This is a genomic window from Erythrobacter sp. SDW2, from assembly GCF_021431965.1.
GTDB lineage: Bacteria > Pseudomonadota > Alphaproteobacteria > Sphingomonadales > Sphingomonadaceae > Parerythrobacter.
Window position 1 is genome coordinate 1,582,669 of the sequence record NZ_CP090370.1, and the last position, 25,309, is coordinate 1,607,977.

General features: G+C 64.1%; 25 protein-coding genes. 16 read left to right on the plus strand and 9 right to left on the minus strand.

Annotation, left to right across the window (positions count from 1 at the left end; genetic code table 11):
* The first annotated feature begins 34 nt into the window (after positions 1 to 34).
* From LY632_RS07745 to LY632_RS07755, 3 genes are all read left to right on the plus strand, one after another.
* Positions 35 to 445, plus strand: coding sequence for a GxxExxY protein (locus LY632_RS07745; protein WP_234090574.1), 411 nt, complete (start codon positions 35 to 37; stop codon positions 443 to 445).
* A gap of 46 nt (positions 446 to 491) precedes the next feature.
* Complete coding sequence (locus tag LY632_RS07750) at positions 492 to 1,454, plus strand: metal-dependent hydrolase (RefSeq protein WP_234090575.1); 963 nt, start codon at positions 492 to 494, stop codon at positions 1,452 to 1,454.
* Between the two features lie 163 nt (positions 1,455 to 1,617).
* On the plus strand, positions 1,618 to 2,994 hold the full coding sequence (locus LY632_RS07755; protein WP_234090576.1) for a deoxyribodipyrimidine photo-lyase: 1,377 nt from the start codon (positions 1,618 to 1,620) through the stop codon (positions 2,992 to 2,994).
* On the opposite strand, the gene LY632_RS07760 is transcribed toward LY632_RS07755, so the two are convergent.
* Positions 2,984 to 3,397 (minus strand): hypothetical protein, encoded by a 414-nt coding sequence (locus tag LY632_RS07760; RefSeq protein ID WP_234090577.1) that lies wholly within the window; start codon positions 3,395 to 3,397, stop codon positions 2,984 to 2,986. The two genes, LY632_RS07755 and LY632_RS07760, sit on opposite strands and share 11 nt — an antisense overlap.
* Before the next feature lie 103 nt (positions 3,398 to 3,500).
* On the opposite strand from LY632_RS07760, the gene LY632_RS07765 reads away from it, so the two are divergent.
* Both LY632_RS07765 and LY632_RS07770 read left to right on the plus strand, forming a co-directional pair.
* On the plus strand, positions 3,501 to 4,748 hold the full coding sequence (locus LY632_RS07765) for a cyclopropane-fatty-acyl-phospholipid synthase family protein (RefSeq protein WP_234090578.1): 1,248 nt from the start codon (positions 3,501 to 3,503) through the stop codon (positions 4,746 to 4,748).
* Between the two features lie 23 nt (positions 4,749 to 4,771).
* Entirely contained in the window at positions 4,772 to 5,995 is a 1,224-nt protein-coding gene (locus LY632_RS07770; protein ID WP_234090579.1) for a serine hydrolase, read from the plus strand.
* Positions 5,996 to 6,010: 15 nt separating this feature from the next.
* Here the strand turns inward: LY632_RS07770 and LY632_RS07775 are convergent, their stop codons facing one another.
* From LY632_RS07775 to purF, 3 genes are all read right to left on the minus strand, one after another.
* Complete coding sequence (locus tag LY632_RS07775; protein WP_234090580.1) at positions 6,011 to 6,364, minus strand: PilZ domain-containing protein; 354 nt, start codon at positions 6,362 to 6,364, stop codon at positions 6,011 to 6,013.
* 100 nt (positions 6,365 to 6,464) lie between these two features.
* Complete coding sequence (locus tag LY632_RS07780) at positions 6,465 to 7,178, minus strand: SDR family NAD(P)-dependent oxidoreductase (protein WP_234090581.1); 714 nt, start codon at positions 7,176 to 7,178, stop codon at positions 6,465 to 6,467.
* Between the two features lies 1 nt (position 7,179).
* Complete coding sequence (gene purF, locus LY632_RS07785; RefSeq protein WP_234090582.1) at positions 7,180 to 8,664, minus strand: amidophosphoribosyltransferase; 1,485 nt, start codon at positions 8,662 to 8,664, stop codon at positions 7,180 to 7,182.
* 182 nt (positions 8,665 to 8,846) lie between these two features.
* Between purF and LY632_RS07790 the strand changes: the two genes are divergently transcribed.
* From LY632_RS07790 to LY632_RS07835, 10 genes are all read left to right on the plus strand, one after another.
* Complete coding sequence (locus LY632_RS07790) at positions 8,847 to 10,088, plus strand: lipoprotein-releasing ABC transporter permease subunit (protein ID WP_234093184.1); 1,242 nt, start codon at positions 8,847 to 8,849, stop codon at positions 10,086 to 10,088.
* Positions 10,081 to 10,767 carry an ABC transporter ATP-binding protein gene (locus tag LY632_RS07795; RefSeq protein WP_234090583.1) on the plus strand — a complete coding sequence of 229 codons (687 nt, stop codon included), beginning with the start codon at positions 10,081 to 10,083 and terminating at the stop codon, positions 10,765 to 10,767. The genes LY632_RS07790 and LY632_RS07795 overlap by 8 nt, the downstream gene beginning before the upstream one ends.
* Before the next feature lie 49 nt (positions 10,768 to 10,816).
* Entirely contained in the window at positions 10,817 to 11,095 is a 279-nt protein-coding gene (locus LY632_RS07800) for a hypothetical protein (RefSeq protein WP_234090584.1), read from the plus strand.
* A gap of 83 nt (positions 11,096 to 11,178) precedes the next feature.
* Positions 11,179 to 11,658 (plus strand): glutathione peroxidase, encoded by a 480-nt coding sequence (locus tag LY632_RS07805; protein WP_234090585.1) that lies wholly within the window; start codon positions 11,179 to 11,181, stop codon positions 11,656 to 11,658.
* Between the two features lie 31 nt (positions 11,659 to 11,689).
* Positions 11,690 to 12,031 (plus strand): hypothetical protein, encoded by a 342-nt coding sequence (locus LY632_RS07810; RefSeq protein WP_234090586.1) that lies wholly within the window; start codon positions 11,690 to 11,692, stop codon positions 12,029 to 12,031.
* Between the two features lie 69 nt (positions 12,032 to 12,100).
* Entirely contained in the window at positions 12,101 to 15,595 is a 3,495-nt protein-coding gene (gene dnaE / locus LY632_RS07815) for a DNA polymerase III subunit alpha (protein WP_234090587.1), read from the plus strand.
* 87 nt (positions 15,596 to 15,682) lie between these two features.
* Positions 15,683 to 17,278 (plus strand): long-chain fatty acid--CoA ligase, encoded by a 1,596-nt coding sequence (locus LY632_RS07820; RefSeq protein WP_234090588.1) that lies wholly within the window; start codon positions 15,683 to 15,685, stop codon positions 17,276 to 17,278.
* Positions 17,271 to 17,813, plus strand: coding sequence for a GNAT family N-acetyltransferase (locus LY632_RS07825; RefSeq protein ID WP_234090589.1), 543 nt, complete (start codon positions 17,271 to 17,273; stop codon positions 17,811 to 17,813). The genes LY632_RS07820 and LY632_RS07825 overlap by 8 nt, the downstream gene beginning before the upstream one ends.
* Positions 17,810 to 18,274 (plus strand): DUF411 domain-containing protein, encoded by a 465-nt coding sequence (locus LY632_RS07830; RefSeq protein ID WP_234090590.1) that lies wholly within the window; start codon positions 17,810 to 17,812, stop codon positions 18,272 to 18,274. Before LY632_RS07825 ends, LY632_RS07830 begins: the two co-directional genes overlap by 4 nt.
* A gap of 19 nt (positions 18,275 to 18,293) precedes the next feature.
* A complete protein-coding gene (locus tag LY632_RS07835) occupies positions 18,294 to 18,728 on the plus strand; it encodes a DUF1330 domain-containing protein (protein ID WP_234090591.1) in 435 nt (144 codons plus the stop codon).
* A 14-nt stretch (positions 18,729 to 18,742) separates the two neighbouring features.
* Here LY632_RS07835 and LY632_RS07840 read toward each other — a convergent pair whose 3' ends face one another.
* From LY632_RS07840 to LY632_RS07860, 5 genes are all read right to left on the minus strand, one after another.
* Positions 18,743 to 19,246, minus strand: a complete 504-nt coding sequence (locus LY632_RS07840) for a YbjN domain-containing protein (protein WP_234090592.1) — start codon at positions 19,244 to 19,246, stop codon at positions 18,743 to 18,745.
* An 88-nt stretch (positions 19,247 to 19,334) separates the two neighbouring features.
* A complete protein-coding gene (locus LY632_RS07845; protein ID WP_370636479.1) occupies positions 19,335 to 20,438 on the minus strand; it encodes a PA0069 family radical SAM protein in 1,104 nt (367 codons plus the stop codon).
* A 21-nt stretch (positions 20,439 to 20,459) separates the two neighbouring features.
* On the minus strand, positions 20,460 to 20,987 hold the full coding sequence (gene moaB, locus LY632_RS07850) for a molybdenum cofactor biosynthesis protein B (RefSeq protein WP_234090593.1): 528 nt from the start codon (positions 20,985 to 20,987) through the stop codon (positions 20,460 to 20,462).
* Positions 20,987 to 22,753: a lytic transglycosylase domain-containing protein gene (locus tag LY632_RS07855; protein ID WP_234090594.1), complete on the minus strand. Its 1,767-nt coding sequence runs from the start codon at positions 22,751 to 22,753 to the stop codon at positions 20,987 to 20,989. The genes moaB and LY632_RS07855 overlap by 1 nt, the downstream gene beginning before the upstream one ends.
* A 7-nt stretch (positions 22,754 to 22,760) precedes the next feature.
* Complete coding sequence (locus LY632_RS07860; RefSeq protein WP_234090595.1) at positions 22,761 to 23,558, minus strand: uracil-DNA glycosylase family protein; 798 nt, start codon at positions 23,556 to 23,558, stop codon at positions 22,761 to 22,763.
* Between the two features lie 90 nt (positions 23,559 to 23,648).
* Here LY632_RS07860 and LY632_RS07865 point away from each other — a divergent pair, with 90 nt between their 5' ends.
* Positions 23,649 to 25,295, plus strand: coding sequence for an electron transfer flavoprotein-ubiquinone oxidoreductase (locus tag LY632_RS07865; protein ID WP_234090596.1), 1,647 nt, complete (start codon positions 23,649 to 23,651; stop codon positions 25,293 to 25,295).
* Positions 25,296 to 25,309: the final 14 nt, after the last annotated feature.

Here is a 25,309-nt window from a genome sequence, read left to right on the forward strand (position 1 = left end):
TGTTTTTCGCGCACTAAGGCACTAAGACACCAAAATGTCGCGCGATGATCAGCTCGAACACTTTGCCCGCGAAGTAGTCGATTGCGGCTTTCAATTGCATCGGGATATTGGCCCGAGATTGCTTGAGAGCGTTTATGAAGTGCTTCTGTTTCGACTACTGGAAGGTCGAGGATTGCGCATCGCCCGCCAGGTGCCGATTGCCATTTCCTATCAAGGCGTTGTCATAGACAACGCATTCAAGGCCGATTTGCTAGTCGAAGACCGACTCCTGATCGAATTGAAATCGACCGAGAAACATGAACCCGTGCATGCAAAGCAGGTGACGACTTACTTGCGGCTCATGAAGCTTCCGCTGGGCCTGCTGATCAACTTCGGCATGCCTACTTTCAAGGAAGGTATTCGCCGCATCGCCAATGACTATCACAGCGGTTGGACCCATGAATGACCCCCTTTGTGCCTTAGTGCCTTAGTGCCTTAGTGCGAGAAACCTGATGGACAATCTCACCCACTCGCTTGTCGGCGCGCTGATCGGGCAGGCGGGGCTCAAGCGAAAGACGGGGCTGGCCATGCCCGCGCTGATCATCGGGGCGAACCTGCCCGATGTCGATGCGGCGTGTTTCTTCTGGCTGGAGGGGGTGGAGCATCTCGGCTTCCGCCGCGGGATCACCCACGGCCCGCCCGCGCTGGTGCTGTTGCCGCTGATCCTGGCCGGGCTGCTCTATGGCTTCGACCGCTGGCAGGCCAGGCGCGGAAAGCGGCCGGAGGGGCGGCTGCCGGTCAGCTTTAAATGGCTGTTCCTGCTGAGCTTCATCGGCTGCCTGACCCACCCCGCGCTCGACTGGCTCAATGTCTACGGCATCCGCCTGCTGGAGCCATTCTCGAGCCGGTGGTTCTACGGCGATACGCTGTTCATCATCGACGTGTGGCTGTGGGCGCTGATGGGCTTCGCCGTGTGGTTCTCGCTGCGGCGCGAGAAGCTAGGCGGGGAATGGATGCGGCCTGCGCGTTTGGCGATAGTGGTGGCATTGGGGTATATTGGGCTGAATGGGGCGATTAGCACCAATGCCGCCAGAACTGAAAGTATCGGAGATTGGCAAGACGTTGGAGCTGAAGTCATCAGCAGCCCCGTGCCCCTCGTCTTCTGGCAGAGAGAGGTAATTTGGGGGGCGCCTGGCTACGGCTACGCAACGAAATTGTATTCGCCCATAAGCGGCTCGTCCGACGAGCGCTACATTCGGAATTCGTGCTTCCTTCAAAACTGGGACATTCAGGATGCGATGGAATCAAACTCGGAACTCAAAGCATATGTGTATTGGACACGTACACCGGTTTTTGAACAGGCACATGACGGATCGCTCGTCCTACGCGATGCGCGCTTCTACGATCCGCTAGCACGGGACCGCTTCTCGCTCGCGCTGCCCGATGTTCAGTGCGAGGAACTTCCTAAGCCTTAGGTCCACTTGCGCTTCGTTCCCCCCTCCTCTTTAGAGGAGGGGCCGGGGTGGTGGCGCGGCGCGGCAGCGGCGCGCTCTGCCCTTAGCACCACCCCACTGCGACTAGGCAGCAAGCTGCCAAGTCTCGTTGCCCCTCCTCTGAAGAGGAGGGGGAGAGGAACGAATGAGCAAACCCCAGATCGTATGGCTGCGGCGCGATTTGCGCATGGCGGACAACCCTGCGCTGCATCATGCCGCCCAGGCCGGGCCGGTGGTGGCGGTCTATGTGCTCGATGACGAGCGGGCCAAGGGGCATGCCTATGGCGGGGCCAGCCGCTGGTGGCTGCACCATTCGCTGGAGAGCCTCGGCAAGAGTTTCGGCAAGCGCAACGCGCGGATCATCCTTCGGCGCGGCGATGCGGTGGAGGAACTGTGCAGACTCGCGCAGGAGGTCGGGGCGGATACCGTCCATGCCAACCGCCACTACGAACCCTGGTGGCGCAAGGCGCAGAGCGAGCTGAAGGAGCGGCTCGATCTCCAGCTCTACGATGGCAACTACCTGCTCCCGCCCGGTGCGGTGACGACGGGGTCGGGCACACCCTACAAGATCTACACCCCCTTCTCGAAGGCGACGCTCGAGCAACTCCCGCCGCGCGACGAACTGCCGGAGCCGGAGACGCTCTCCTCGCCCGACACCTGGCCCGCCAGCGATGCGCTGGAGGACTGGCACCTGCTTCCGACCAAGCCTGATTGGGCCGGCGGCATGCGCGATTTCTGGACCGTTGGCGAGGACGCGGCGCACGAACGGCTCGCATGGTGGACTGACCGCGTGGAGGTCTATGACGAGGGCCGCAATTTCCCCTCGGTCGACGAGACGAGCCAGCTTTCGCCCCACCTTCATTTCGGTGAAATCAGCCCGGTGCAGGTGTGGCACGCACTGAAGGACCGCCGCTCAGCGGGGTGGAAAACGTTCGAGAAAGAGCTGATCTGGCGCGACTATGCCCAGAACGCGATCTGCCAGTTCCCGGCCTATGCCACGCAGAGCTACCGCGACGAGTTCGATCGGATCGAATGGCGAGATCACACCGATGAGGCGGCGGCCGACCTCGAGGCCTGGCAACAAGGCCTTACCGGCTATCCCATCGTCGATGCCGGGATGCGCCAGCTGTGGCAGACCGGCTGGATGCACAACCGCGTCCGCATGATCGCGGCAAGCTTCCTCATCAAGCACCTGCTGATCGACTGGCGCGTGGGCGAGCAGTGGTTCTGGGACACGCTGGTCGATGCCGATTATGCCAGCAACGCCTGCAACTGGCAGTGGGTTGCCGGCAGCGGGGTGGACAGCAACATGTTCGTCCGCATCATGGCTCCGCTCACGCAAAGCGAGAAGTTCGACGCGGCAGGTTATATCCGCGAGTATGTGCCCGAGCTGAAGCACCTGCCCGACAGCGAAATCCACGATCCGGCCGATGGCCGCCGCGGGCGCTATCCCGACAAGATCGTCGGCCATAAGGAAGGCCGCGAGCGCGCGCTGGCGGCCTACAAGGCGGCTAAGAGCTGAGACGCGCGGCGAGCAGCCGGTCTGCCAGCAGCTTCGCCACTATCGGCAGCGCCACCGCGCAGACCACCATCCACACCGGATGCGGGAACATCTGCGTGGTGTACATCCCGCCAAGGACGAGAAACCCGGCCACGATCCAGCCCGGCTTGATCGAACGTGACAGCCAAGCCGCCACGGCGCAGCCTGCCAGCGCACCGAGGAACCACGCCGCCACCACGGCGATTTTCGCGCCGAGGGGAATAACGTCCATCAACCGCGCCTGATCCGCAGGGTTGGTTACATCGAGCCCCCCGGGCGGCGGGAAGATCGTGTGGCCCGTCATTTCGACGATTCCCACCGTCGCGATTGCCGCCACCAGCCCGGCCAGCGTCGCGAGCACAGCTCTTACAATCGGAACTTGCATATCCCTCGCTCCCTTGAGACGAGTGTATCAAACTCGGGACAGCGGGCCAAATCCCATCCGCTCCGGCTTGCCCGCGCGCCCTTGGCGAGTCATAGCGAGCGGCATGAACGCTGAAAGCGGCACGCGCGGGACGGGTTTGCTGGAGGGAGCGGCGCGGTTTGAAAGCGCGCCGGGCCTGCTGGCACGGATGCTTGCGCCCGGTTTCGGCAAGGTCCTCGACCAGATCGACCGCGGATTGGCGCAGGGCTCGATCACCGGGCATCTGCCTGACGGGACGACGCGGCTGCTCGGTGGGCGCGCCCCCGGCTTCGATGCGGTGATCCACCTGCACAGCTGGCGCGCGCTGGTAAGGCTCGCGACCAATGGCTCGGTCGGCTGGTACCAGGCGTGGGAAGCGGGCGAATGGGACAGTCCCGATCTGATCAAGGTCTTCGCGGTGTTCGGCCAGAACGCGCAGTCGCTCGGCAGCGCGGGGCGGGCCAAGAGCCTGTGGCGGCTGGCGCTCAAGCAGGCGCACTGGCTCAACCGGAACACGAAGGCCGGGTCGGAGCGCAATATCCAGGCGCATTACGATCTCGGCAACGATTTCTACGCCGCGTGGCTGGGCGAGACGATGACCTATTCCAGCGCGCTGTTCGAGCGTCCGGATATGGGTCTCGACGCGGCGCAGCGGGCCAAGATCGCCGCCTTGCTCGACCGGACGGGGATCGGTGAAGGGCAAAGTCTGCTGGAGATCGGCTGCGGCTGGGGCACGCTGGCGCTGGCAGCGGCAGAGCGCGGCGCGCGGGTCGATGCGATCAGCTTGTCGGACGAGCAACTCGCCTTCGCGCGGCAGCAGGCGGGCGAGCAGGTGCAGTTCCTCAAGCAGGACTATCGCGACACCTCTGGTCAGTTCGATGCGGTTGCCAGCTGCGAAATGGTCGAGGCGCTGGGCCGCGAATATTGGCCGACTTTCATGGACTGTGTTGCGCGCAATCTGAAGCCGGGGGGCAAGGCGGCGATCCAGTATATCTCGATGCGCGACGAGACCTTCGATGCCTATGCCGCCAGTGCCGATTTCATCCAGGCCTATATCTTCCCCGGCGGGCTGCTGATCCGCACCAGCGAATTCCGCCGCCTGGCCGAAGAGCGCGGACTGCAGTGGCGCGACCAGGCCGATTTGGGGCTCGACTATGCCGAAACGCTCAAGGCCTGGCGCGAGAATTTCGACAGGGCGGCGCAGCGAGGCTCCTTGCCGCATGGCTTCGACGAACGGTTCCAGCGGCTGTGGCGGTTCTACCTGCAATATTGCGAGGGCGGCTTTCGCAGCGGCAGCATAGACGTGCACCAGGTGACGCTGGTCAAACAATAACGGGACTTGGAGGGGGACAGCTGATGAAGAAATGGATTCTGGGCGGGATTGCCGCTGTCGCGGTCGCGGCGGGCGTCGGCTTCGCCACGCTCGACCAGGACCAGCGCGATCTGCTGGCCAACCTGCCGACCGATCGCAATGTGCTGTTCTGGTCGGTCGAGCAGCGCGACGCCGCCTTCCGCGCGATGGACGCGCTGCCGGTGCTGGCCAGGACCAACACCATCGCCGCGGGCGGCAATGCCTATCCACTGCCCGATGGTCTCCCCCTGCAGATCGATACCGATGTCGATGCCTATATGAAGGCGCAGCGCACCTCTGCGCTGATCGTCGTGCTCGATGGCAAGGTGGTGCTGGAGAAATACGGCCTCGGCTTCACCCCGGAAGGCAAGTGGACCAGCTTCTCCGTCGCCAAGAGCCTGACCTCGACGCTGGTCGGCGCGGCGATCCAGGACGGCGCGATCGACAGCATCGATGACCCCGTGACCAAATATATCGAGGGCCTCAAGGGCTCGGCCTATGACGACGTTTCGGTGGGGCAGCTGCTCACCATGACCTCGGGCGTGAAATGGAACGAGGATTACACCGATCCCAAGTCCGACGTGGCACTGTTCAACGAGCACGAGGCCGAGGACGGGCTCGATGTCACCGTCAGCTATATGCGCAAACTACCGCGCGAGGCCCCGGCAGGCGAGAAGTGGGTGTACAAGACGGGCGAGACCAACCTGATCGGCGTCCTCGTCAGCGAGGCCACCGGCAAGACGCTGGCGGAATATCTGTCGGAGAAAGTCTGGAAGCCCTTCGGCATGCAGCAGGATGCGACCTGGCTGCTCGGTTCGACCGGACACGAGATTGCCGGCTGCTGCATCCAGGCGGCGACCCGCGACATGGCACGGTTCGGGCTGTTCGTGATGGGCGGCGGCATGGCGGGCGGCAAGCAGGTCGTGCCCGATGGCTGGTTCGCCGCGGCGACGGCAAAGCAGGCCGATATCGGCGCGCCGGGCAAGGGCTACGGCTACCAGTGGTGGACCTATGACAGCGGCGCCTTTGCCGCGCAGGGCATCTTCGGCCAGGGCATATTTATCGACCCGGCACGCAAGCTGGTGATCGCCTCGAACTCGAACTGGCCGACAGCGACCGATCCCGATGGGGTGGGGGCGCAGCGCGAGGAATTCTACCGCGCGGTGCAAGCGGCGGTCGACAAGCGTGGACCACCGATCATGGATGAGGGCAGGGCGGCAACCAACTAGATCGCCAATGCCGCCTCACATCAGCGGGCGGTAATGCATCCCGCCGCGACCCGAATAACGGGTCAGGATATCGTCATGCACGATGGGGCTGAGCAGGTCGGCGAAAGCGCAGCCGACGATGCAGTTGTCCCACCACACCACATGGGCCATCTGCGATTCGAGACCGGGCAGGGTGAGCCACACCACCTGGCCTTCGTGCATGCGGTTGATGGCGGCGGCGCTGAAGCCGGAAATCGACAGGTCGTGGACCACCGTCTGGAACCGACGGCCACCCGAGGCGCGCATTTGCGCCGGGATCGAGAGCTTGGTGCGCGGCGCGCAGCGATCTTCCTGCGCGGCGAGGCTATAGCGATCTTCGGTTGCGTACATGGCGATCATTCTCGTTCTTGCCGCACGCATCATCGCGCGCGGTAGGGGGAGAATGGGCCGAAGAATTTACCTGCAGGTAATAATCGAGAGTTAAGCGATATTAACCAAGCCGCACGCGATGGGCGGTTTCGAAGTCGTCCTGCAGCAATTTGACGATGCTTTCTGCGACCTCATCGGCGGGTTTCACCGTCTGTGGATCCTCGCCCGGATAGGCCTTTGCGCGCATGGCTGTGCGGGTTGCGCCCGGGTCGACGATGGCGACGCGGACATTGCCGATCTTCTCGACTTCGGCAGCATAGCTTTCCAGCAAATTGTCGAACGCCGCCTTGCTCGAGCCATAGGCCGACCAATAGGCGCGCGGCGCGGCGCCCACGCTGCTGGTCAGGCCGATGACGCGTCCTGCCTCGGCGCGCTTGAGCATGGCATCGAAATTGGCCAGCAGCGCCTGGGTGGCGAGGACGTTGATGGTCAGCGCCTGGTTGAACTGCTTGGGTTCGATCTGGGTGACGGGGGTCAGGGTCGGCAGGTAGGCCGCGGAAATGACCAGGAAGTCGAGCGCATCCCACCGGCCCCTCAGCGCCGTCGCCAGGCGAGCGACGCCGTCGGCTTCGGTCAGGTCGACCGGCGCGATAGTGGACGTGCCGCCAGCGGCATGGATCGCATCCTCGACCTCTTCCAGCCCCTTCACGTCGCGCGCGGTGAGCACGACATGTGCGCCCGCAGCGGCGAGCGCCCTGGCAGTGGCCGCACCGATCCCCTTGGACGCGCCGGTAACAAGGGCAAGCTTGCCCGCAAACGGTTTGGTTTCGGTCATGTCAGGCGACTTTGTTGACGGGGAAGGAGAGCTGCGCTGCGCCGTCCCGCTTCTGGGCGAGGTCGGTCAGCGAAGTGGGGTAGTCCCCGGTGAAGCAGGCATCGCAGAACTTGGGGCACGCCGCATTGCGCGGCTTTTCACCCACGGCGCGATAGAGACCGTCGATGGAAACGAAGGCCAGGCTGTCGGCCTTGATGAACTCGCGCATCGGCTCGAGATCCATCCGGGCGGCCAGCAGCTTGCTGCGTTCCGGCGTATCGACACCATAGAAACAGCTGTGCGCCGTCGGCGGGCTGGCGACGCGGAAGTGCACTTCCTTGGCCCCGGCATCGCGCATCATTTCGACGATCTGAAGCGAAGTGGTGCCGCGTACGATCGAATCGTCGATCAGCACGATCCGCTTGCCTTCGACCATGGCCCGGTTGGCGTTGTGCTTGCGTTTGACGCCCGAATGGCGCGCACCGTCGCTCGGCTGGATGAAGGTCCGCCCGACATAGTGCGAACGGATGATGCCGAGCTCGAACGGAATACCCGATTCCTGTGCGTAACCAATGGCGGCTGGCACGCCGCTGTCGGGAACAGGCACCACAAGGTCGGCCTCGCACGGGCTTTCGATGGCGAGCTGCTGGCCGATGGCCTTGCGGGCTTCGTAGATGCTCCGCCCGGCAAAGATCGAATCTGGGCGGCTGAAATAGACATGCTCGAAGATGCACGGGCGGGCGTCGTTCTGGCCGAACGGGTGGAAGCTGGAGATACGTCCGTCTTGCCGGACTTCGACGATCTCGCCCGGCTCGACTTCGCGTTCGAAAGTTGCACCGACCACATCCAGCGCCACGGTTTCGCTGGCGAAGACCACGGCCCCCCTGCCTTCCGGGCCGATCCGGCCCATCACCAGCGGCCGGATGCCCAGCGGATCGCGACAGGCAATCATTCGCTTGGGCGTCATGCAGATCAGCGAATAGGCGCCTTCGAGCAAGCGCAGGGCATCGACGAAGCGGTCCAGCAGGGTCGGATAGCGGCTCGTTGCCACGAGATGGATGATCACTTCCGTATCGGACGATGACTGGAAGATCGCGCCTTTCTCGACCAATTCCTGCCGCAGGTGCATCGCGTTGGAAATATTGCCGTTGTGCGCGACAGAGAACCCGCCCCGCGCCAGGTCGGCGAACAGCGGCTGGACGTTGCGCAAGCCGGCACCGCCGGTGGTCGAATAGCGGACATGGCCCGATGCCATGTGCCCGGGCAGTTCTGCCAGCAGGGACTGTTCCGAGAACACCTGCGCCACATGGCCAAGGCCGCGCCGGACGAAGAATTCGCTGCCGTCCCAGCTGACAAGGCCGCAGGCTTCCTGCCCGCGGTGCTGCAGTGCATGCAGGCCGAGCGCGGTCGTAGCGGCCGCCTCGGGCGAACCGATCACGCCGAAAATGCCGCACTCTTCGCGCAGCTTGTCGCCGTGCTCGTCAGAAAAAGGATGGGTCGTGATCATTGAGACGCGCCTGCTGCCTCCCCGCCGCGCGCCCCCAATGGCGATGTTGCCGTTCGATTACAACCCAGTTTCGGGGGTCAATGGGAGGAATCCGAAGACGGTTATAACCATTGCCAATTTCATTGCGCAGCAAGGTGGGCGACTCTAGGAGGCTGGCACAGCCAACCATGCCGGATAGCCTCTTGCTGCTCAGCCCCTTCGAATGGACCATCGCCAAACGCTACCTGCTCCCGGGCAGGGGCGAGGCATTTATCGCGCTCGTCGCCGGGATCAGCGTCGGCGTGGTCATGCTCTCCGTCGCGTTGCTGGTGGTGGTGATGAGCGTGATGAACGGCTTCCGCGCCGAGCTGTTCGACAAGATAGTCGGCGTCAACGGCCACGCCATCGTGCAGGCCTACGGCGGCCGGCTCGACAACTGGCAGGCGGTGCTGGCGGAAGTCGAGAAGACCCCCGGCGTGACCGATGCCAGCCCGCTGATCGAACAGCCGCTGCTCGCCACTTTCAACGGCCGGGTCGAAGCGATTTTCGTACGCGGAAACACCCAGGGCGATATCGGCGAACTGGCCGACAAGGTGGTGATGGGCGATATCCGCCGCCTGCAGCCCGACGCGGGGGTGGTCGCCATCGGCGCGCGGCTGGCGGAGAATATCGGCGTCCGGGTCGGCGACACGATCACCATTATCAATCCGGCCGGGCGCAGCACCCCGTTCGGCACCGTGCCGCGCCAGATCGGCTACGAAGTGGCGGCGATTTTCGAGGTCGGGCTGTATGATTACGACCAGGCTTTCGTCGTCATGCCGATCCCCGATGCGCAGACGCTGCTGCTGACCGGCGACACCATCGGCATGATCGAGGTCAAGACCACCGACCCCGACGACGCCGCCGAAATCATGGCTCCGGTGGCCGAGCGCCTGTCGGGCCGCGCCGAGGTGCGCACCTGGCAGCAGATCAACAGCGCGATCTTCGAGGCGCTGGAGGTCGAGCGGGTGGCGATGTTCTTCGCGCTCAGCTTCATGGTGCTGGTGGCGGCGTTCAATATCCTCTCCAGCCTGGTCATGCTGGTGCGCGCCAAGACCCGAGACATTGCGATCATGCGCACGATGGGCGCGACGCGGAAGTCGCTGCTCAAGATATTCGTCACGACCGGTTTTACCGTCGGAGCGATCGGAACGATGGCCGGGCTGATCCTGGGCGCACTGATCCTCTATTTCCGCGAGCCCATCGTGAAAGCCATTTCCTTTGTCACAGGACAGGACCTGTGGGACCCGCAGGTGCGGTTCCTGTCGACCTTGCCGGCACGGGCCGATCCGGTCGAAATCGTCGGAATCGTTATCCTGGCCTTGGTGCTGAGTTTCCTTGCCACGCTCTATCCGGCGATGAAGGCTTCGGGGACGGATCCTGTGCAGGTACTGCGATATGAGTAATCCGCCCATGCAACCAGTCGTGGAACTGCGCGGGGTGACCCGCAGCTTCGAGCAGGGCGGGGTCCGTATCGACGTCCTGCGCGGGGTAGACCTGGCGGTCCAGCCCGGTGAAATCGTGGCGCTGCTCGGCCCCTCCGGCTCCGGCAAGTCGACGATGCTCCAAGCTGTCGGCCTGCTCGAAGGCGGCTTTGGCGGCGAGATCATCATCGCCGGAACCCCGGCAGAAAAATCGGACTCCGGCGCGCGGACGACGCTGCGGCGCGAGCACATCGGGTTCGTCTACCAGTTCCACCACCTGCTGCCCGATTTCAACGCGCTGGAAAACGTCGTCCTGCCGCAGATGATTGCCGGCAAGGACCGCGCAGAGGCGGAGGTCCGGGCCGAGGAATTGCTCACGCGGTTGGGCCTCGGTGAACGGCTCGACCACCGGCCGAGCCAGCTTTCAGGCGGTGAGCAGCAGCGCGTTGCGGTTGCACGTGGGCTCGCCAACAAGCCGGATCTGGTGCTGGCCGATGAACCAACCGGGAACCTTGACGAACAGACCTCCGACCGGGTGCTGGAAGCCTTCCTGCGGCTTGTGCGGGGCGAGGGCAGCGCGGCCCTGATCGCTACCCATAACGAGCGGTTGGCGGCGAAGATGGATCGCGTCGTGCGGCTGCATGACGGCTTGCTGCGATAGTCGGACCTTTCCTTCTGCCGGTGCGTTGGTTCCGGAAAGGAGAACGACAATGTCTGATCATCCCACAGCCTTCGGTGACGCCCCCGTCTCGACCGATGCCATTGAATGGAATGATGGCGCCTCGCTTCACACGGTCGATGACGGGCAAGGTGTGCTGGACGGAGCAAAAGCGCTCCGCCGAGGAACCTTTGCCGAGATGATCCGTCACCTAATGCAGTTGCCGGTCGATACGCGCGGCCGTTACCAGATCCAGAAGGCGGGTGATCGCGCCTATTCTGCTGCCGAAGCAGAGGCATTGGCGAAGCACAGCGATTTTCCAGTGACCTAGCATCGCGGACCAGTCTCGACGAGACAGGGGCCTTTATGGCAAACGCCGTACGAACTACCCTATCGCGTCAAGGAATTGCCCGGATGACCACGATCGCCGACTTCACCGTCAACACCAACCGCGGCGAGCCGCTCGACCTGTCGGACAAGAAGGGCAAGGTGCTGCTGGTTGTCAACACCGCCAGCAAGTGTGGCTTCACCCCGCAATACGACGGGCTGGAAGAACTCTACCAGAAGTACAAGGACCGGGGTTTCGAGGTGCTGGGCTTCCCGTGCAACCAGTTCGGCGGCCAGGAACCGGGCGATGCCGACGAGATTGCGCAGTTCTGCAAGATCAATTTCGGCGTGACTTTTCCTCTTATGGAGAAGGTCGACGTCAACGGTCCCGATGCTTCGCCGGTGTTCGACTGGATGAAGGGCGAGGCCAAGGGGCTGATGGGCTCGACCAGCATCAAGTGGAACTTCACCAAGTTTCTGATCGACCGCGAAGGCAACGTGGTGAAGCGCTTTGCCCCGCAGGATTCGCCGGCTAGCCTCGAGATGCATATCGAAAAGTTGCTGTAACCGCGGCACCCCGCCGGTCGAAAGCCAAGCCATGTTAGCCGATCTCAACCAATGGTTCCTGTCGCTCGGCGCCGAATATGGCGTGAACCCCTATATTTTCGGGGCGATCTATGTCGGGGCGATCCCGTTCTTCCTTGCCTCGATCGCCTGGCTCGTGCGGCGGGCCCGGGCGGGGCGCTCGACGGTGGTGCCGACGCTGTGCGCAGGGTTCTGCTTCGTTTCGGCCTATCTCTACCTGGCGGTGGCAGGGCGCAACATTCCGGTCTGGGTGTGGATTTTCCTCGCCCTGCTGGTGATCTACGGTGCCTGGTCGACCATCCGCGACACGCGCAGGAAGATCGCGGCGGCGAAGGCGGAAGAGAAGTACCTCTAGCCCACACCTTATCCCCAACACCCGCGCAGGCGGCTTTGCGAATCCGCGCGCGATACCCATAGTGTCGCCATGGCCTTCGCTCCCTTCGTCCCGCTGCGCGTGCTGTCGAGTTTCTCGATGCTCGAAGGGGCGATCGATCCCAAGGCGCTGGCCAAGCTGGCCAAGGATCGCGGCTATCCCGCTATCGCCGTTTGCGACCGCAACGGCCTCTATGGCTCGGTTGCCTTCGCCGGGGCGTGCAAGGATGAAGGGGTCCAGCCGATCATCGGCGCGCTGGTGGGGGTAGCACGGCCGGGCTCAGACCAGATCGACAGCCTGCCTCTCTATGCCCAGGACGACGCCGGTTATCTCAACCTGTGCCACCTCGTCAGCAAGGCGCATCTCGACCGTCCGGTCGAGCTATCGCCGCACGTCCGGTTCGAGCACTTCGCGGGGCATACCGACGGATTGATCGCGCTCACCGGCGCCAGCGAGGGCGGGCTGACGCGACTGTTGGCCGATGGGCAGCACGATCACGCTGCGCGCTATGCGGACCGGATGGAGGCACTGTTTCCGGGGCGGCTCTATGTCGAGCTGGCGCGACGCGGCAACGCGGTCGAGGCCGATGCGGAAGAGGCGCTGATCGAACTCGCCTATGCGCGCAATTTGCCGTTGGTGGCGACCAACCCCGCCAATTTCGCCGAGCCCCATTTCCACAAGGCGCATGACGCGATGCTGTGCATCGCCGGTGGCTACAAACTCGACGAGGACGAGCGCCCGCGCACCGACCGCGAGGCATGGGTCAAGTCGGCGCGGATGATGGAGGAAATCTTCTCCGACCTGCCGGAAGCGACCGCCAACTCGCTCGTCATTGCTCAGCGCTGCGCCTACGCGCCGCCCTATCGCAAGCCAATCCTGCCGAGTCTCGCCGGCGATCTCGAAGGCGAGGAACGGATGCTGCGCGAGCAGGCGACCGCCGGGCTGGAGAAGCGGCTGGAGCCTTACGAAAACCTGGCCGAAGCGGATCGCGAAGCCTATTTCCAGCGGCTCGACTACGAAATCGGCATCATCAACCGGATGGGCTTTCCGGGCTACTTCCTGATCGTGGCTGACTTCATCCAGTGGGCCAAGGACAATGGCATACCGGTGGGGCCGGGGCGCGGGTCCGGGGCAGGCTCGCTGGTCGCATGGGCGCTGACCATCACCGATCTCGATCCGATCCGGCTGGGGCTGCTGTTCGAACGCTTCCTCAACCCGGAACGCGTGTCCATGCCGGACTTCGATATCGACTTCTGCGAAACGCGGCGCGGCGAGGTGATCCGCTACGTCCAGCAGCGCTATGGCCATGACAAGGTCGCGCAGATCATCACCTTCGGCAAGCTCAAGGCGCGCGCGGTGCTGCGCGATGTCGGGCGCATTGCCGACTATGGCTACAACCGCACCGATCGCCTGTGCAAGATGGTGCCTAACCATCCGACCGATCCGTGGACGCTGCCGCGCGCGCTCAACGGTTCGGCCGAGTTCAAGGCCGAATACGACAACGACAACGACACCAAGGCGCTGATCGACCTCGCGATGCAGCTGGAAGGGCTGCCGCGTAACAGCTCGACCCATGCCGCGGGTGTGGTGATCGGCGACCGGCCGCTGAGCGAGCTGGTCCCGCTCTACCGCGATCCGCGCTCCGACATGCCGGTGACCCAGTTCGACATGAAATATGTCGAAAGCTCGGGCCTGGTGAAGTTCGACTTCCTCGGCCTGAAAACGCTGTCGGTGCTGCAGAAGGCGGTCGATTTGCTGGGCAGGCGCGGCATCGGCGTCGATCTCGGCGCGCTCGCGTGGGACGATCCGGCGGTCTACGAACTGCTCAAATCGGGCAACACCGTGGGCGTTTTCCAGCTGGAATCGGAAGGGATGCGCCGCACGCTGACGGCGGTGAAGCCGACCAAGTTCGAAGACATCATCGCGCTTGTCTCGCTCTATCGCCCGGGCCCGATGGACAACATCCCGCTGTTCGGCAAGCGCAAGGCCGGTGTGGAACCGATCGTCTATCCGCATCCCAAGCTGGAGGAAATCCTCGCCGAGACCTACGGCATCTTCGTCTACCAGGAACAGGTGATGCAGGCTGCGCAGATCCTCGCCGGCTATTCGCTCGGCGATGCGGACCTGTTGCGCCGCGCCATGGGCAAGAAGAACCAGGCGGAAATGGACCAGCAGCGTGCCCGGTTCATCGAAGGCTGCGGCACGGTGTCCGGCATCGATGCGGTGAAGGCGAGTGAGCTGTTCGACTTGATCGACAAGTTTGCCGGTTACGGCTTCAACAAGTCGCACGCCGCCGCCTATGCGCTGCTTGCCTATCAGACCGCGTGGCTCAAGGCGCATTATCCGGAAGAATTCTACGCCGCTTCGATGTGCTTCGATATGCACCAGTCGGAAAAGCTCAGCGTGTTCGTCGACGATGCGCGCCGCTATCCCCTGGTCGAAGGGGGAGTGGTGGTCGCGCCGCCCGATATCAATGCATCCGAAGCGGAGTTCACGGTCGAGCGGACCGAGGATGGCTATGCCGTGCGTTATGCGCTCGCGGGCATTCGCAATGTCGGGGAGAAGGCGATGGCGGCGATCGTTTCCGAGCGCGAAGCGGCGGGCCCTTTCGCCAGCCTCGCCGACCTGTTCGAGCGCTTGCCGCAAGGGGCGATGAATTCGCGCCAGCTCGAAGCGCTGATCGCGGCAGGCGCGCTCGATAGCCTCGAGCCCAATCGCGGGCTGCTCGCCGCCAATGTCGATCTGCTGCTCGCCACCGCCGATGCCGCCTTGCGCGAGCGGACCAGCGGGCAGGAGGCGCTGTTCGGTGCAGAGGACCTCGGCACCGGCGACGCGTTGCGGCTCAAGGAGGCCGACGACTGGGACCGCGCCACCCGCATGGCCAAGGAGCGCGAGAACTTCGGCTTCTATTTCTCCGCTCACCCCGTCGAAAGCTATCGCGAAATCGCCAGCGCCAATGGCGCGCGCTCCTATGCCTCGGTGATGGAGAGCGGGGCCCCGGCCGGCGGGCGCGGCAAGGCGATCATGGCGGCGATGGTCGAGAAGGTGAATGTGGGCACCACACGGCGCGGGGCGCAGTTCGTGCGGGCCGATTTCTCCGACAGTTCCGGCCAGTTCAGCGCCGCCTGTTTCGAGGATTCGCTGGTCGAGAACTTCCGCAAATGGGCCGAGGACGGCACCTGCGTGCTGCTCACGGTCGAACTCGATTCGCCGTCGCCGGACGAGCCACCGCGCATCACCGTGCGCGGGGCGCGCCCGCTCGATGCGGTGGCGGGTAGCCAACGGATGCTGCTGACGCTCGATGTCGAGAGCCAGTTGGCACTGGGCGAGCTGCAACTGGCGCTTCGGCCGGGTGAGGAAGGGCATGGCGAGGTGCAGGTGCGATTGCAACTGGGAGAGGGCGAGCACTGCCTGATGCGGCTGGGCCACGACTTCCGGCTCGACGGCAAGCTGGCCGAGCAGTTGCAGGCGGTCGAGGGCATCAGCAACGTCAATCTGATTCCGAAGACCGGGCCGCAAGGGCGTCGCTTCAGCCGCGCGGCCTGAAACCGCTCAATTCCGCAATTTTCTGGCTTGCAGGGGGCGGGTTTCGCTCACATTCTGCGTCCAAACACCACTTAGAGAGGAGAGAGCATGCTCGGGGCCATGCAAGACTGGACCATGCGCGTCACCAATGTGATCGATCACGCGGCGCGCGAGGCGGGAACCCGCGAGATCGTTACCCGCTGGGCCGACGGGAGCGAGACCCGCACCAACTGGGCCGGTATTCGCGGTGACGCGCTGAAGATGGCGCAGGCGCTGCAGGCGCTGGGCCTCAAGAAAGGCGACAAGGTTGCCAGCATGGCGATGAACCATTCGCGCCACCTGGTCAGCTGGTACGGCGTCGCCGGGATGGGCGGGGTGCTGCACACCGTCAACCCGCGCCTGTTCGACGACCAGCTCGAGTACATCGTCAATCACGCCGAGGACAAGGTGATGATCTACGACGCGGCGTTCCAGCCCATTGTCGACCGGATGAAGAGCCGCTGGACCACGGTGGAGCATTACATCTGCTTCGATTCCGGGGAACATGCGCCGCATTTCGAGGACTGGATCGGAGCGCAGGATGGCGACTTCGAATGGGTCAGGGGCGACGAGCGCGACCCGTGCATGATCTGCTATACCAGCGGCACCACCGGCAATCCCAAGGGCGTGCAGTACGAACACCGCTCGACACTGCTTCATGCCATGGCGGGCTTGCAGACCACCGCTTTCAACTTCGCCCCGTCCAGCGTCATGCTGCCGGTGGTGCCGATGTTCCACGCCGCGAGCTGGGGCCTGCCCTATTCGGGCGGCATGGCGGGCATCAAGTTCGTCTTCAGCGCGGTCAACGACCCTGCGGTGCTGCATGAGCTGATGATGAAGGAAGGCGTGACCGACAGCGCCGGGGTGCCGACCGTGTGGCTGGCGCATTTCCAGTATTGCGACGCACAGGGCATCGATCTGCCACCGCTCAAGGCCGCGACCATCGGCGGATCGGCCGCGCCCCGCTTCATGATCGAGCGTCTGATGAAGAACGGCACCCGCGTCCAGCACGCCTGGGGCATGACCGAGACTTCGCCCATCGGCACCGTCGGCGGACCGACCGCCGATTGGGACAGCCTCAGCTTCGAAGAGAAAGTCACCAAGACGATGAAGCAGGGCCGCCCGATCTTCGGGGTCGAGCTGCGCATCGTCAGCCTCGACGACATGCTGACCGAGCTGCCGCGCGATGGGGAGACTTCGGGCGCCTTGCAGATCCGCGGGCCGTGGGTGGTGAAACGCTATTTCAAGGCCGAGCGGGACGCGACCAACAACGAAGGCTGGTTCGACACCGGCGATGTCGGCATGATCCACCCGGACGGGACGCTGCAACTGACCGACCGGACCAAGGACGTCATCAAGTCTGGCGGCGAATGGATCAGTTCGGTCGAGCTGGAGAATGCAGCGGTGGGCCATCCGGCCGTGGCCGAGGCCGCCTGCATCGGCATGCCGCATCCCAAATGGGACGAGCGTCCGGTCCTGTTCGTGGTGAGGAAGCAGGGCATGGACTGCTGCGCCGACGACATCATCGAACACCTGACCCCGCTTGTCGCCAAGTGGTGGCTGCCCGATGCAGTCGAGTTCGTCGACGACATCCCGCACACCGCCACCGGCAAGATCAGCAAGAAGGATCTGCGCGACCGCTTTGCGGACTACACGCTTGGCTGAGCTGCACATCCGGCCCGCGCGTCCCGATGATGCGCGGGCCGTTTGCGCGATCTACGACTACCACGTCGCCCACGGTACAGCCTCCTTCGATAGCGAAGGCCCGAGCGAGGGCGAATGGGTAGCCAAGATCGCCGATATCAGAGGGCAGGGCTGGCCCTTCCTTGTCGCCGAGCGCGACGGTGATGTGCAGGGATATGCTTATGCCACCCAATTCCGCCCGCGTGCGGCCTATGCCCGGACCTGCGAGAACAGCATCTATGTCGCCGACATGGCGCGAGCCACCGGCGTAGGATCGCAGCTGCTTATGCGGCTCATCGATGATGCACGGTCGGCCGGTTTCGAGCAGATGATTGCTGTGATCGGTGGTGGTGAACCCGCCTCGGTTGCGCTGCATGGCAAGCTCGGTTTTGTCCTTGCGGGCCGGATGCGTAATGTCGGCTTCAAATTTGGGCGCAGGCTCGATACGGTCTATATGCAGCGCAGCCTCATTGAAGGCGAACAATATGACGACTTCAATCCGGACAAACTGACATGAACATATCTCCTCGCCTCGCTAGCTTCTTCGCTCCGATTGCCCTGATTGCGTGCGCCCAGGCCGTTTCCGCCAGCGTGCTGGAAGTGGCCAAGACCCCCTGGTGTGGCTGCTGCACCGCCTGGATCGAACGGATGCAGCAGGCGGGCTTCACGACGAAGGTGCGCGAAGTCGAGGATACCGGCCCCGTCGCAACTGCGGCAGGCGTCCCGGCCAACCTGCGCTCGTGCCATACAACCATGGTCGAGGGTTATGTGATCGAGGGGCATGTACCGGCAGAGGATATCCGTCGCCTGCTGGCTGAACGGCCCGATGCCGTGGGACTCAGTGTTCCGGGCATGCCGCTCGGTTCGCCGGGAATGGAAGCAGGGAACAGCAAGGAGCGGTTCCAGACCATCCTCATCATGCGCAATGGCAAGCACGAGGTCTGGGCCACACACGGCCCGGTATCGCCGGCCCGATAGCACGCGAAGGAGCACTGCGTTGAGCGACGTTTTCATCGATCCGAGTCCGGCGAATTTCGCGGCCTTCAAGGCCCTGCCGCGAGATGAGCCGATCCATATGCTCAACCTGCTGCGTTACCGCGACCTGGCGGAATATCCCGACGGGCACGAGCACCACGGCAGCGGCTGGAGCGGGCGTCGCGCTTACGAAGAGTACGGCAAGACCAGCGGGCCGATCTTCCGCCGGGTCGGTGGCAGTATCGTATGGCGGGGCGTGTTCCAGACCATGGTCACCGGGCCGGAGGACATGCGCTGGGATGACGCTTTCGTCGCGCAATATCCCAACAGCGCGGCCTTCTTCGAGATGATCAAGGACCCGGATTACCAGCTCGCCGTGGTCAATCGCACCGCTGCGCTGGTCGATAGCCGCCTGGTGCGGTTCAAGCCCGGCGAGGCAGGGGAGGGGTTTGGTTAGCCCTCCTGACGACTTCAGCCGTTGGTATAGATTTTCTCGCGCATGATTTGCAGCGCGTCTTCCAACACCGCCAGCTGCATGCGGTAGTTCTCCATCGTCAGCCCACCATCGGCGATAATGTACATGCTGACTGTCGAGCGGCCCTCGCCCGTGCTGTAGCTCTTGACGGTGCGAATATCCTTGTTGAACTCTGCCACCAGGCGCTCGGTTTCGGCAACGCTCTTGTCGCTCGGCTTCCCGAAGGTCGCCCTGAGGTGCGTCCCATAGCATTTGCCCGATCCGCACACCGTGAACTCGACACCTGAAACCGTGCCATTGGCGAACTGGATTTCGTAGTCGCCATTGTCCTTGGTTCTCACCGAGCCGCCCATGTCGGAAACCACCGCCCGCAAGGTGTCGAGATCGAAATTGTAGATCAGTTTCGACGCCGAATAGCTTTGCGCATTGGCCGAAGTCGGCGTGATGGCTGCAGTTGTCGTACCAATGGCGAGCAGAGCCGAAAGTATCAGATGGCGCATCGTGTCCCCCTTGTATGCTACTGATGACAAAGCTAACATCATGAACCCGCCCGGCGCAACCCGCTACGGCTCGCAAGAATGCGATTGCCTAGAACAGCCTTAACTGCCCTCCAGTCTCCGGCTTCCTGAACCGCGTTGCATCCAGTTCGAACTTGGCCTTGCCGATGCCGGCGCGCTTGCAGGCGAGGGCAAAGCGGGCCCGGAACAGGTCGGCCCACACGCCAGTCGGTTTGAGGCGGGTGAAGAAGTCCGGATCGTTATCCTTGCCGCCGCGGATCGAGCGGACGATGCTCATGACCTTGCCGGCCCGGTCCGGGTAGTGAACCTGTAGCCATTCGCGGAACAGCGGAGCGACTTCGTGCGGCAGGCGCAGCGGGATCCAGCCGACGGACTGCACGCCCAAGGCAGCGGCGCGCTGGACGATTTCCTCCATGAACTGATCGGTGATGGCCGGGATGATCGGCGCGACAGAGCAATGGACCGGTACCCTGGCTTCTACGAGTTTCCCGAGCGCCGCCAGTCGCTTGGCCGGAGCAGCGGCGCGGGGTTCGAGCTTTCCCGAGAGCACCGGGTCGAGCGAGGTGACCGAGATCGCCACCGCCACCAGTCGAAGCCTGGCCATTTCCGCCAGCAGGTCGAGATCGGCCAGAATCCGGTCGGATTTGGTCGTGATCGTGACCGGATGGCGGGCGTCGAGGCACACTTCGAGCACTTCGCGGGTGATGCGATAGCGGCCCTCGATTGGCTGGTAGGGATCGGTGTTGGTCCCCATCGCGATGGGCCTGGGCGTGTAGTTTGGCTTGGCTAGCGTCTTGCGGAGCAATTCCGCCGCGTTGGGTTTGGCGAACAGCTTGGTCTCGAAATCGAGACCGGGCGAGAGGTCGTGGTACGCATGGGTTGGGCGGGCGAAGCAATAGACACAGCCGTGCTCGCAACCGCGATAGGCGTTGACCGAACGATCGAAGAAAATGTCGGGGGACCGGTTGAAGCTGAGGATCGACTTGGGGTGTTCCTCGGTCACTTCCGTCCGCAGCTTGGGCGGCGAGCCGTCCAGCAGTTCCATGTGATCGCGCCAGTCACCATCCACCTCGCGCGTGGCCAGGCCGAAACGGGTCGACACATTGTCCGATTGCGCGCCGCGCCCGGCGACAGGTTTCTCGCGAGTCTGCTCCACCTGCACATGGTAGAACAAAAAGAGAACTAATGAAAGGTGTCAGCGTTCCCGCAAGCGCGGCATCAGTTCGACGAAGTTGCAGGGTCGATGCCGACTGTCGAGCTGGTAGTGCAGGATCTCGTCCCAGCCGTCCTTCACCGCGCCGTTCGAGCCGGGCAGAGCGAAGATATAGGTGCCCCGGGCCACAACCGCGCAGGCGCGCGATTGCAGTGTGCTGGTACCGATCTTGTCGAAGCTGATCATCCGGAACAGTTCGCCGAAACCGGGGATGTCCTTGCTTTTGACACGGTCAAGCGCCTCGGGCGTCACGTCGCGGCCGGTCAGGCCGGTGCCGCCGGTGGTAATGACGACGTCGATCTCTTCATCCTCGATCCAGCGGTGCAGATGGGCGGCGATTTCCTCGACGCTGTCATGGCTGATCTCTCGGCTGACGAGCTCGTGGCCCTTACCGGTGATCCGCTCGGCCAGGATATCGCCCGAGCTGTCATCCGCCAGCGTGCGGGTGTCGGAAATTGTCAGCAGCGCTATGCGGACCTGCTTGAACGGGCGGGTCTCGTCGATCCCCATTATTGGGCCCGCGCCAGCAGCACGCCGGCGCTGCCTTCAAGTCCCGGAAAGGTCGGCCATTTGCCTTCGGCCAGCGCCTTGCGGCTGGAGCTGTCGGCATCGGCCTGCCGCTCGTACATCCAGTAGTTGCGCATCACGATGGCGACATAGCCGCGCGTTTCCCAATAGGGGATGCTTTCCATGTAGAGCAGCGCGTCACCCTGGTCGTTGACCTCGGTATTCCAGCGCCCGATCGGGCTGAGGCCCGCGTTATAGGCGGCCATGATCTTGGGCAGCAGGCCCTGTGTCTGGTTGCTGTCGCGCAGCATCTTGAGATGCGCCTGGCCGAAGGCGAGGTTGACTTCGGGCTTCGACAAATCGCTCGCCGTGCCGCGCACGCCCAGTTTGGCGGCATGGTCCTTGGCCGCAGCCGGCATGATCTGCATCAGCCCGCGCGCGCCGGCGGGGCTGACCACCTTGGTCTGGAACACCGATTCCTGCAGCGTGTGGGCATAGGCAAGCGCCGGGTCGACCTGCCAGCCGTCGATCGGCTTCCACTTGGGTGCCGGGAAGCGCAGCGCCGGTTCCTGCCGCCCGCCGCGCGGCACATTGTGCGCCATCCATAGCTGGGTCGACGGCAGGCCGAGCTCTCGCGCAAGGCGAGACAGGGCATCGAAGTTCGAAGGATCGCCGATCCGCGCTTCATAGCGCAGGATCTCGTCGGAGAGGTCGTCATGCCCGATCTCGGCCAGCGCCACGGCAGCGCGGACGTTGTCATTGCTGCGCAGGCGCTGCCAGTCGTCGGGCGAGAGGTCCGGCGTACCGCCAGCTTCGGGCACCTTCTGGCCGAGCTGCTCGCGCGCCAGCATGCCGTAGAGCGTTTCGTCCATCATTGCCGCGCCGCGCAATTGCTCTGCGGCCTTCTCCGGCTCGCGGCAACGGATCAGCGCACGGCTGGCCCAGTAATAGGATGCGGCCCCCAACTCCGGGTTCATCGCCAGCGAGGCCGCGCGGCGGAAACTGTCGGCCGCTTCACGGCAATCCCCCAGACGCCAGGCGGCGAGCCCTGCGACCCATTCTCCTTCGGCCACCCAGGCACCGGCACCGCCATCACTGACAGTCCTGGCCATGGCCAGTGCAGCGGCATCCTGGTTCTCGATGTAGTAGCTCCAGGCCACCCGCTTGCGCCATTCGGCGCGGGCCTCGCCGCTGAGCGACGCGTCGATCCCGTCGAGCAGCAGGCGCGCCCCATCCGGATCGTCGTTCTTGATCTTGTCGAGGATCGCGCTGCGGATCGAGCTCGGCATGGTGCCGTCCTGCACCGTGGATGGCGCAATCCGCTTGGTAATGTAGGGCTGGCGCACGAAGCTCTGCTCAGGCGGCATATAGGGCGCCGACATCAGCCCGCGCTTGAGGCCGAGATTGGCGATCTGTTCGGCCATCGGCAGGCGCGAGCCCTTGGCCAGCCAGGCCTGGATCTGCGGCAATTCGACCTTGGGACTGCTAGAGGCGAGGTAATACTCGGCCAGCGCCACCTGGTGCAGCGGGCCGTCCGCTTGCTCCGCCAGCATCTTTTGAACGACGTCCCACTTCTCATCGCCGATCGCGCCGAAAAGGTCGCGGTAATAGGCTTTCTCGGCCGCCGTCAGCAGGTCGGGAATGTTGTTGCGTTCGGCGCGGGCGCGGAAATACTCGGCGGCGGTGGAATTGGCGTGGGCAGGTGTGGCGGGCATGCCGGTGGCAAACAGCGCGGCAACTGCTGCGAGCGAGGCAAACTTGCGTACCATGTGTGTCTCACCCATCCGAAAATTCGAGCCACTGCTGCCAGAACCGGGCCCTGAACCCCGCGCGCCGCGCCAGGTTGGCAAGGTCGCGCGCCGGCAGCAGTGGAATGTGTCGACCGTCATGGTTAAATCTTCGTAAAGTTGCAGAGCCCTGCGCCGGTTCGTGCGGGAAAAGCGCCAGAATGCCGGCTCCGAACACGATCACCCGCTCTGGCGCGACCAAACCGATATGGTGCGCCAACAATTGACCATAGCCGGCCGTGCCGACCTCGGCCCAATCGGGGCGCAAGGTGTGGCGGGGCAGGGCCGAGGCGAGATAGATCCGGTCCTCGGCAATCCCGGCGGCGCGCAGGAAGCCGGACAGCACCTTCCCCAGCGGGCCGGAGAGCAAGGTGACGCTGTCGCTTTCTTCGGGCTGGCCGACCACCAGCATCAGCTTTGCGCCCGCCGCACCGCGTGGTGGAACACGGGGGAAGGCACCGGCTGGCGAAAATTTTTCCTCCTCCAGCCACCATTGCCGGAAAGCGGCGAGATCGGCAGGCCAGGTGGCGTGATCGCCGGGCACCTTGGCCAGTCCCTCCAGCTCGATCCCGGGCATGCGCGGAGGCGATGCGGCCGGCAACTGGTGGGGTGGGGGCGAGGGCTTTGCCGTAGCGGCAGCGGGTGCCTCGCTGGCGGGTGCATCGGGCTCGATATCGAGCCATCCGCTCGCCTCGTCCAGCGCATCGACCTCGACCCCGGCCAGCCGCCACCAGTCGAGCGCGGCGGCGATTTCGGCAGCGGAAACGAGAGGAGCTTGTGCGGTCATGGCCTTGCGCGGGTCTTGACCTGTGGAGCCCCAGCAATCAAGGCTTCCTCCGCAAATTCACCCGATCAAATAGGGGCCAGGACAAAGACCATGAGCGAACGTGAATCCATGCCGTGCGATGTCGTGATTGTCGGCGGGGGCCCGGCCGGCCTCGCCGCGGCGATCCGCCTGAAGCAGATCAACGACAGCCTCGAAGTCGTGGTGCTGGAAAAAGGCTCCGAGATCGGCGCGCATATCCTCTCGGGCGCCGTGGTCGATCCCAAGGCACTGGACGAGCTGCTGCCCGAATGGCGCGAGAGCTGCCCGCTGGCGCAGACGCCCGTCACCGATAACTGGCACTGGGCGCTGAGCAAGACCGGCAAGTTCTCCATGCCGCACATCATGATGCCGCCGTTCATGTCGAACGACGGTTGCTACACCGGCTCGCTCGGCAATCTGTGCCGCTGGCTGGCCGAACAGACCGAGGCACTGGGCGTGATGGTGTTCCCCGGCTTCCCCGCTTCCGAAGTAATCGTGGGCGATGACGGCGCGGTGAAGGGCGTCATCACGCAGGATATGGGCATCGCCGCCGACGGCAGCCACAAGGGCGACTACCAACCGGGCATGGAAATCCACGCCAAGTACACATTCTTCGCCGAGGGGGCGCGTGGCCATCTGACCAAGCAGATGAAGGCCCGCTACGACCTCGAAGCGAATTGCCAGCCGCAGGTTTACGGCCTCGGCATCAAGGAACTGTGGGACATCGATCCGGCCAAGCACGAGCCGGGCCGGGTGATCCACACCCAGGGCTGGCCGCTGTCGGAAAGCGATAGCTGGGGCGGGGGCTTCCTCTACCACCAGGCCAATGGCCAGGTGGCGCTCGGCTTCGTCACCGCGCTCGATTACCAGAACCCGTGGGTCTCGCCCTACCAGGAGTTCCAGCGCTGGAAGCAGCACCCGGCGATCCGCGAATATCTCGAAGGCGGCAAGCGTGTCGCCTATGGCGCGCGCGCAATCAACGAAGGCGGTTGGCAATCGGTGCCCAAGCTCGCCTTCCCCGGCGGCGCGCTGATCGGCTGCGCGGCAGGCTTCGTCAATGTGCCCCGCATCAAGGGCAGCCACACGGCGATGAAGAGCGGCATGCTCGCCGCCGAAGCTGCCGCCGCCGCCATCGCGGCCGAACGCGCCAATGACGAGCTGGCCGATTACGAGGCGAACCTGCGCGACAGCTGGATCGCCAAGGAACTGAAGCTGGTCCAGAATGCCCAGCCGGCGGTCGCCAAGTTCGGCGGCGATATCGGCACCGTGCTGGCCGGCATCGACATGTGGATGCGCACGCTGAAGATCGGCCTGCCGATCGCGATGAAGCACAAGCCGGACTACAGCTACACCGGCCGCGCCGACCTGTTCCGCAAGATCGACTATCCCAAGCCCGACGGCGAGATCACCTTCGACCGCCTTACCAACGTCGCTTACAGCTACACCAACCATGCCGAGGACCAGCCGGTCCATCTTCAGGTGAAGGACATGGAACTGCAGAAGGCGAGCGAGCTGGGCGTCTACGGCGGCCCCTCGGCCCGCTATTGCCCCGCCGGCGTCTACGAATGGCTGACCGACGAGGATACGGGTGAGACCCGCTACCAGATCAACAGCCAGAACTGCGTCCACTGCAAGACCTGCGACATCAAGGACCCCAACCAGAACATCAACTGGGTGACGCCGGAAGGCGGCGGCGGGCCGAACTATCCGAATATGTGAGGTTTCCTCCCCGA

Excerpts from the sequence above, each read along its gene's own strand:
- LY632_RS07745 (WP_234090574.1), top strand. The coding sequence starts at position 35 with ATGTCGCGCGATGATCAGCTCGAACACTTTGCCCGCGAAGTAGTCGAT.
- LY632_RS07750 (WP_234090575.1), top strand. The coding sequence starts at position 492 with ATGGACAATCTCACCCACTCGCTTGTCGGCGCGCTGATCGGGCAGGCG.
- LY632_RS07755 (WP_234090576.1), top strand. The coding sequence starts at position 1,618 with ATGAGCAAACCCCAGATCGTATGGCTGCGGCGCGATTTGCGCATGGCG.
- LY632_RS07760 (WP_234090577.1), bottom strand. The coding sequence starts at position 3,397 with ATGCAAGTTCCGATTGTAAGAGCTGTGCTCGCGACGCTGGCCGGGCTG.
- LY632_RS07765 (WP_234090578.1), top strand. The coding sequence starts at position 3,501 with ATGAACGCTGAAAGCGGCACGCGCGGGACGGGTTTGCTGGAGGGAGCG.
- LY632_RS07770 (WP_234090579.1), top strand. The coding sequence starts at position 4,772 with ATGAAGAAATGGATTCTGGGCGGGATTGCCGCTGTCGCGGTCGCGGCG.
- LY632_RS07775 (WP_234090580.1), bottom strand. The coding sequence starts at position 6,364 with ATGTACGCAACCGAAGATCGCTATAGCCTCGCCGCGCAGGAAGATCGC.
- LY632_RS07780 (WP_234090581.1), bottom strand. The coding sequence starts at position 7,178 with ATGACCGAAACCAAACCGTTTGCGGGCAAGCTTGCCCTTGTTACCGGC.
- purF (WP_234090582.1), bottom strand. The coding sequence starts at position 8,664 with ATGATCACGACCCATCCTTTTTCTGACGAGCACGGCGACAAGCTGCGC.
- LY632_RS07795 (WP_234090583.1), top strand. The coding sequence starts at position 10,081 with ATGAGTAATCCGCCCATGCAACCAGTCGTGGAACTGCGCGGGGTGACC.
- LY632_RS07800 (WP_234090584.1), top strand. The coding sequence starts at position 10,817 with ATGTCTGATCATCCCACAGCCTTCGGTGACGCCCCCGTCTCGACCGAT.
- LY632_RS07805 (WP_234090585.1), top strand. The coding sequence starts at position 11,179 with ATGACCACGATCGCCGACTTCACCGTCAACACCAACCGCGGCGAGCCG.
- LY632_RS07810 (WP_234090586.1), top strand. The coding sequence starts at position 11,690 with ATGTTAGCCGATCTCAACCAATGGTTCCTGTCGCTCGGCGCCGAATAT.
- dnaE (WP_234090587.1), top strand. The coding sequence starts at position 12,101 with ATGGCCTTCGCTCCCTTCGTCCCGCTGCGCGTGCTGTCGAGTTTCTCG.
- LY632_RS07820 (WP_234090588.1), top strand. The coding sequence starts at position 15,683 with ATGCTCGGGGCCATGCAAGACTGGACCATGCGCGTCACCAATGTGATC.
- LY632_RS07830 (WP_234090590.1), top strand. The coding sequence starts at position 17,810 with ATGAACATATCTCCTCGCCTCGCTAGCTTCTTCGCTCCGATTGCCCTG.
- LY632_RS07840 (WP_234090592.1), bottom strand. The coding sequence starts at position 19,246 with ATGCGCCATCTGATACTTTCGGCTCTGCTCGCCATTGGTACGACAACT.
- moaB (WP_234090593.1), bottom strand. The coding sequence starts at position 20,987 with ATGGGGATCGACGAGACCCGCCCGTTCAAGCAGGTCCGCATAGCGCTG.
- LY632_RS07855 (WP_234090594.1), bottom strand. The coding sequence starts at position 22,753 with ATGGTACGCAAGTTTGCCTCGCTCGCAGCAGTTGCCGCGCTGTTTGCC.
- LY632_RS07860 (WP_234090595.1), bottom strand. The coding sequence starts at position 23,558 with ATGACCGCACAAGCTCCTCTCGTTTCCGCTGCCGAAATCGCCGCCGCG.
- LY632_RS07865 (WP_234090596.1), top strand. The coding sequence starts at position 23,649 with ATGAGCGAACGTGAATCCATGCCGTGCGATGTCGTGATTGTCGGCGGG.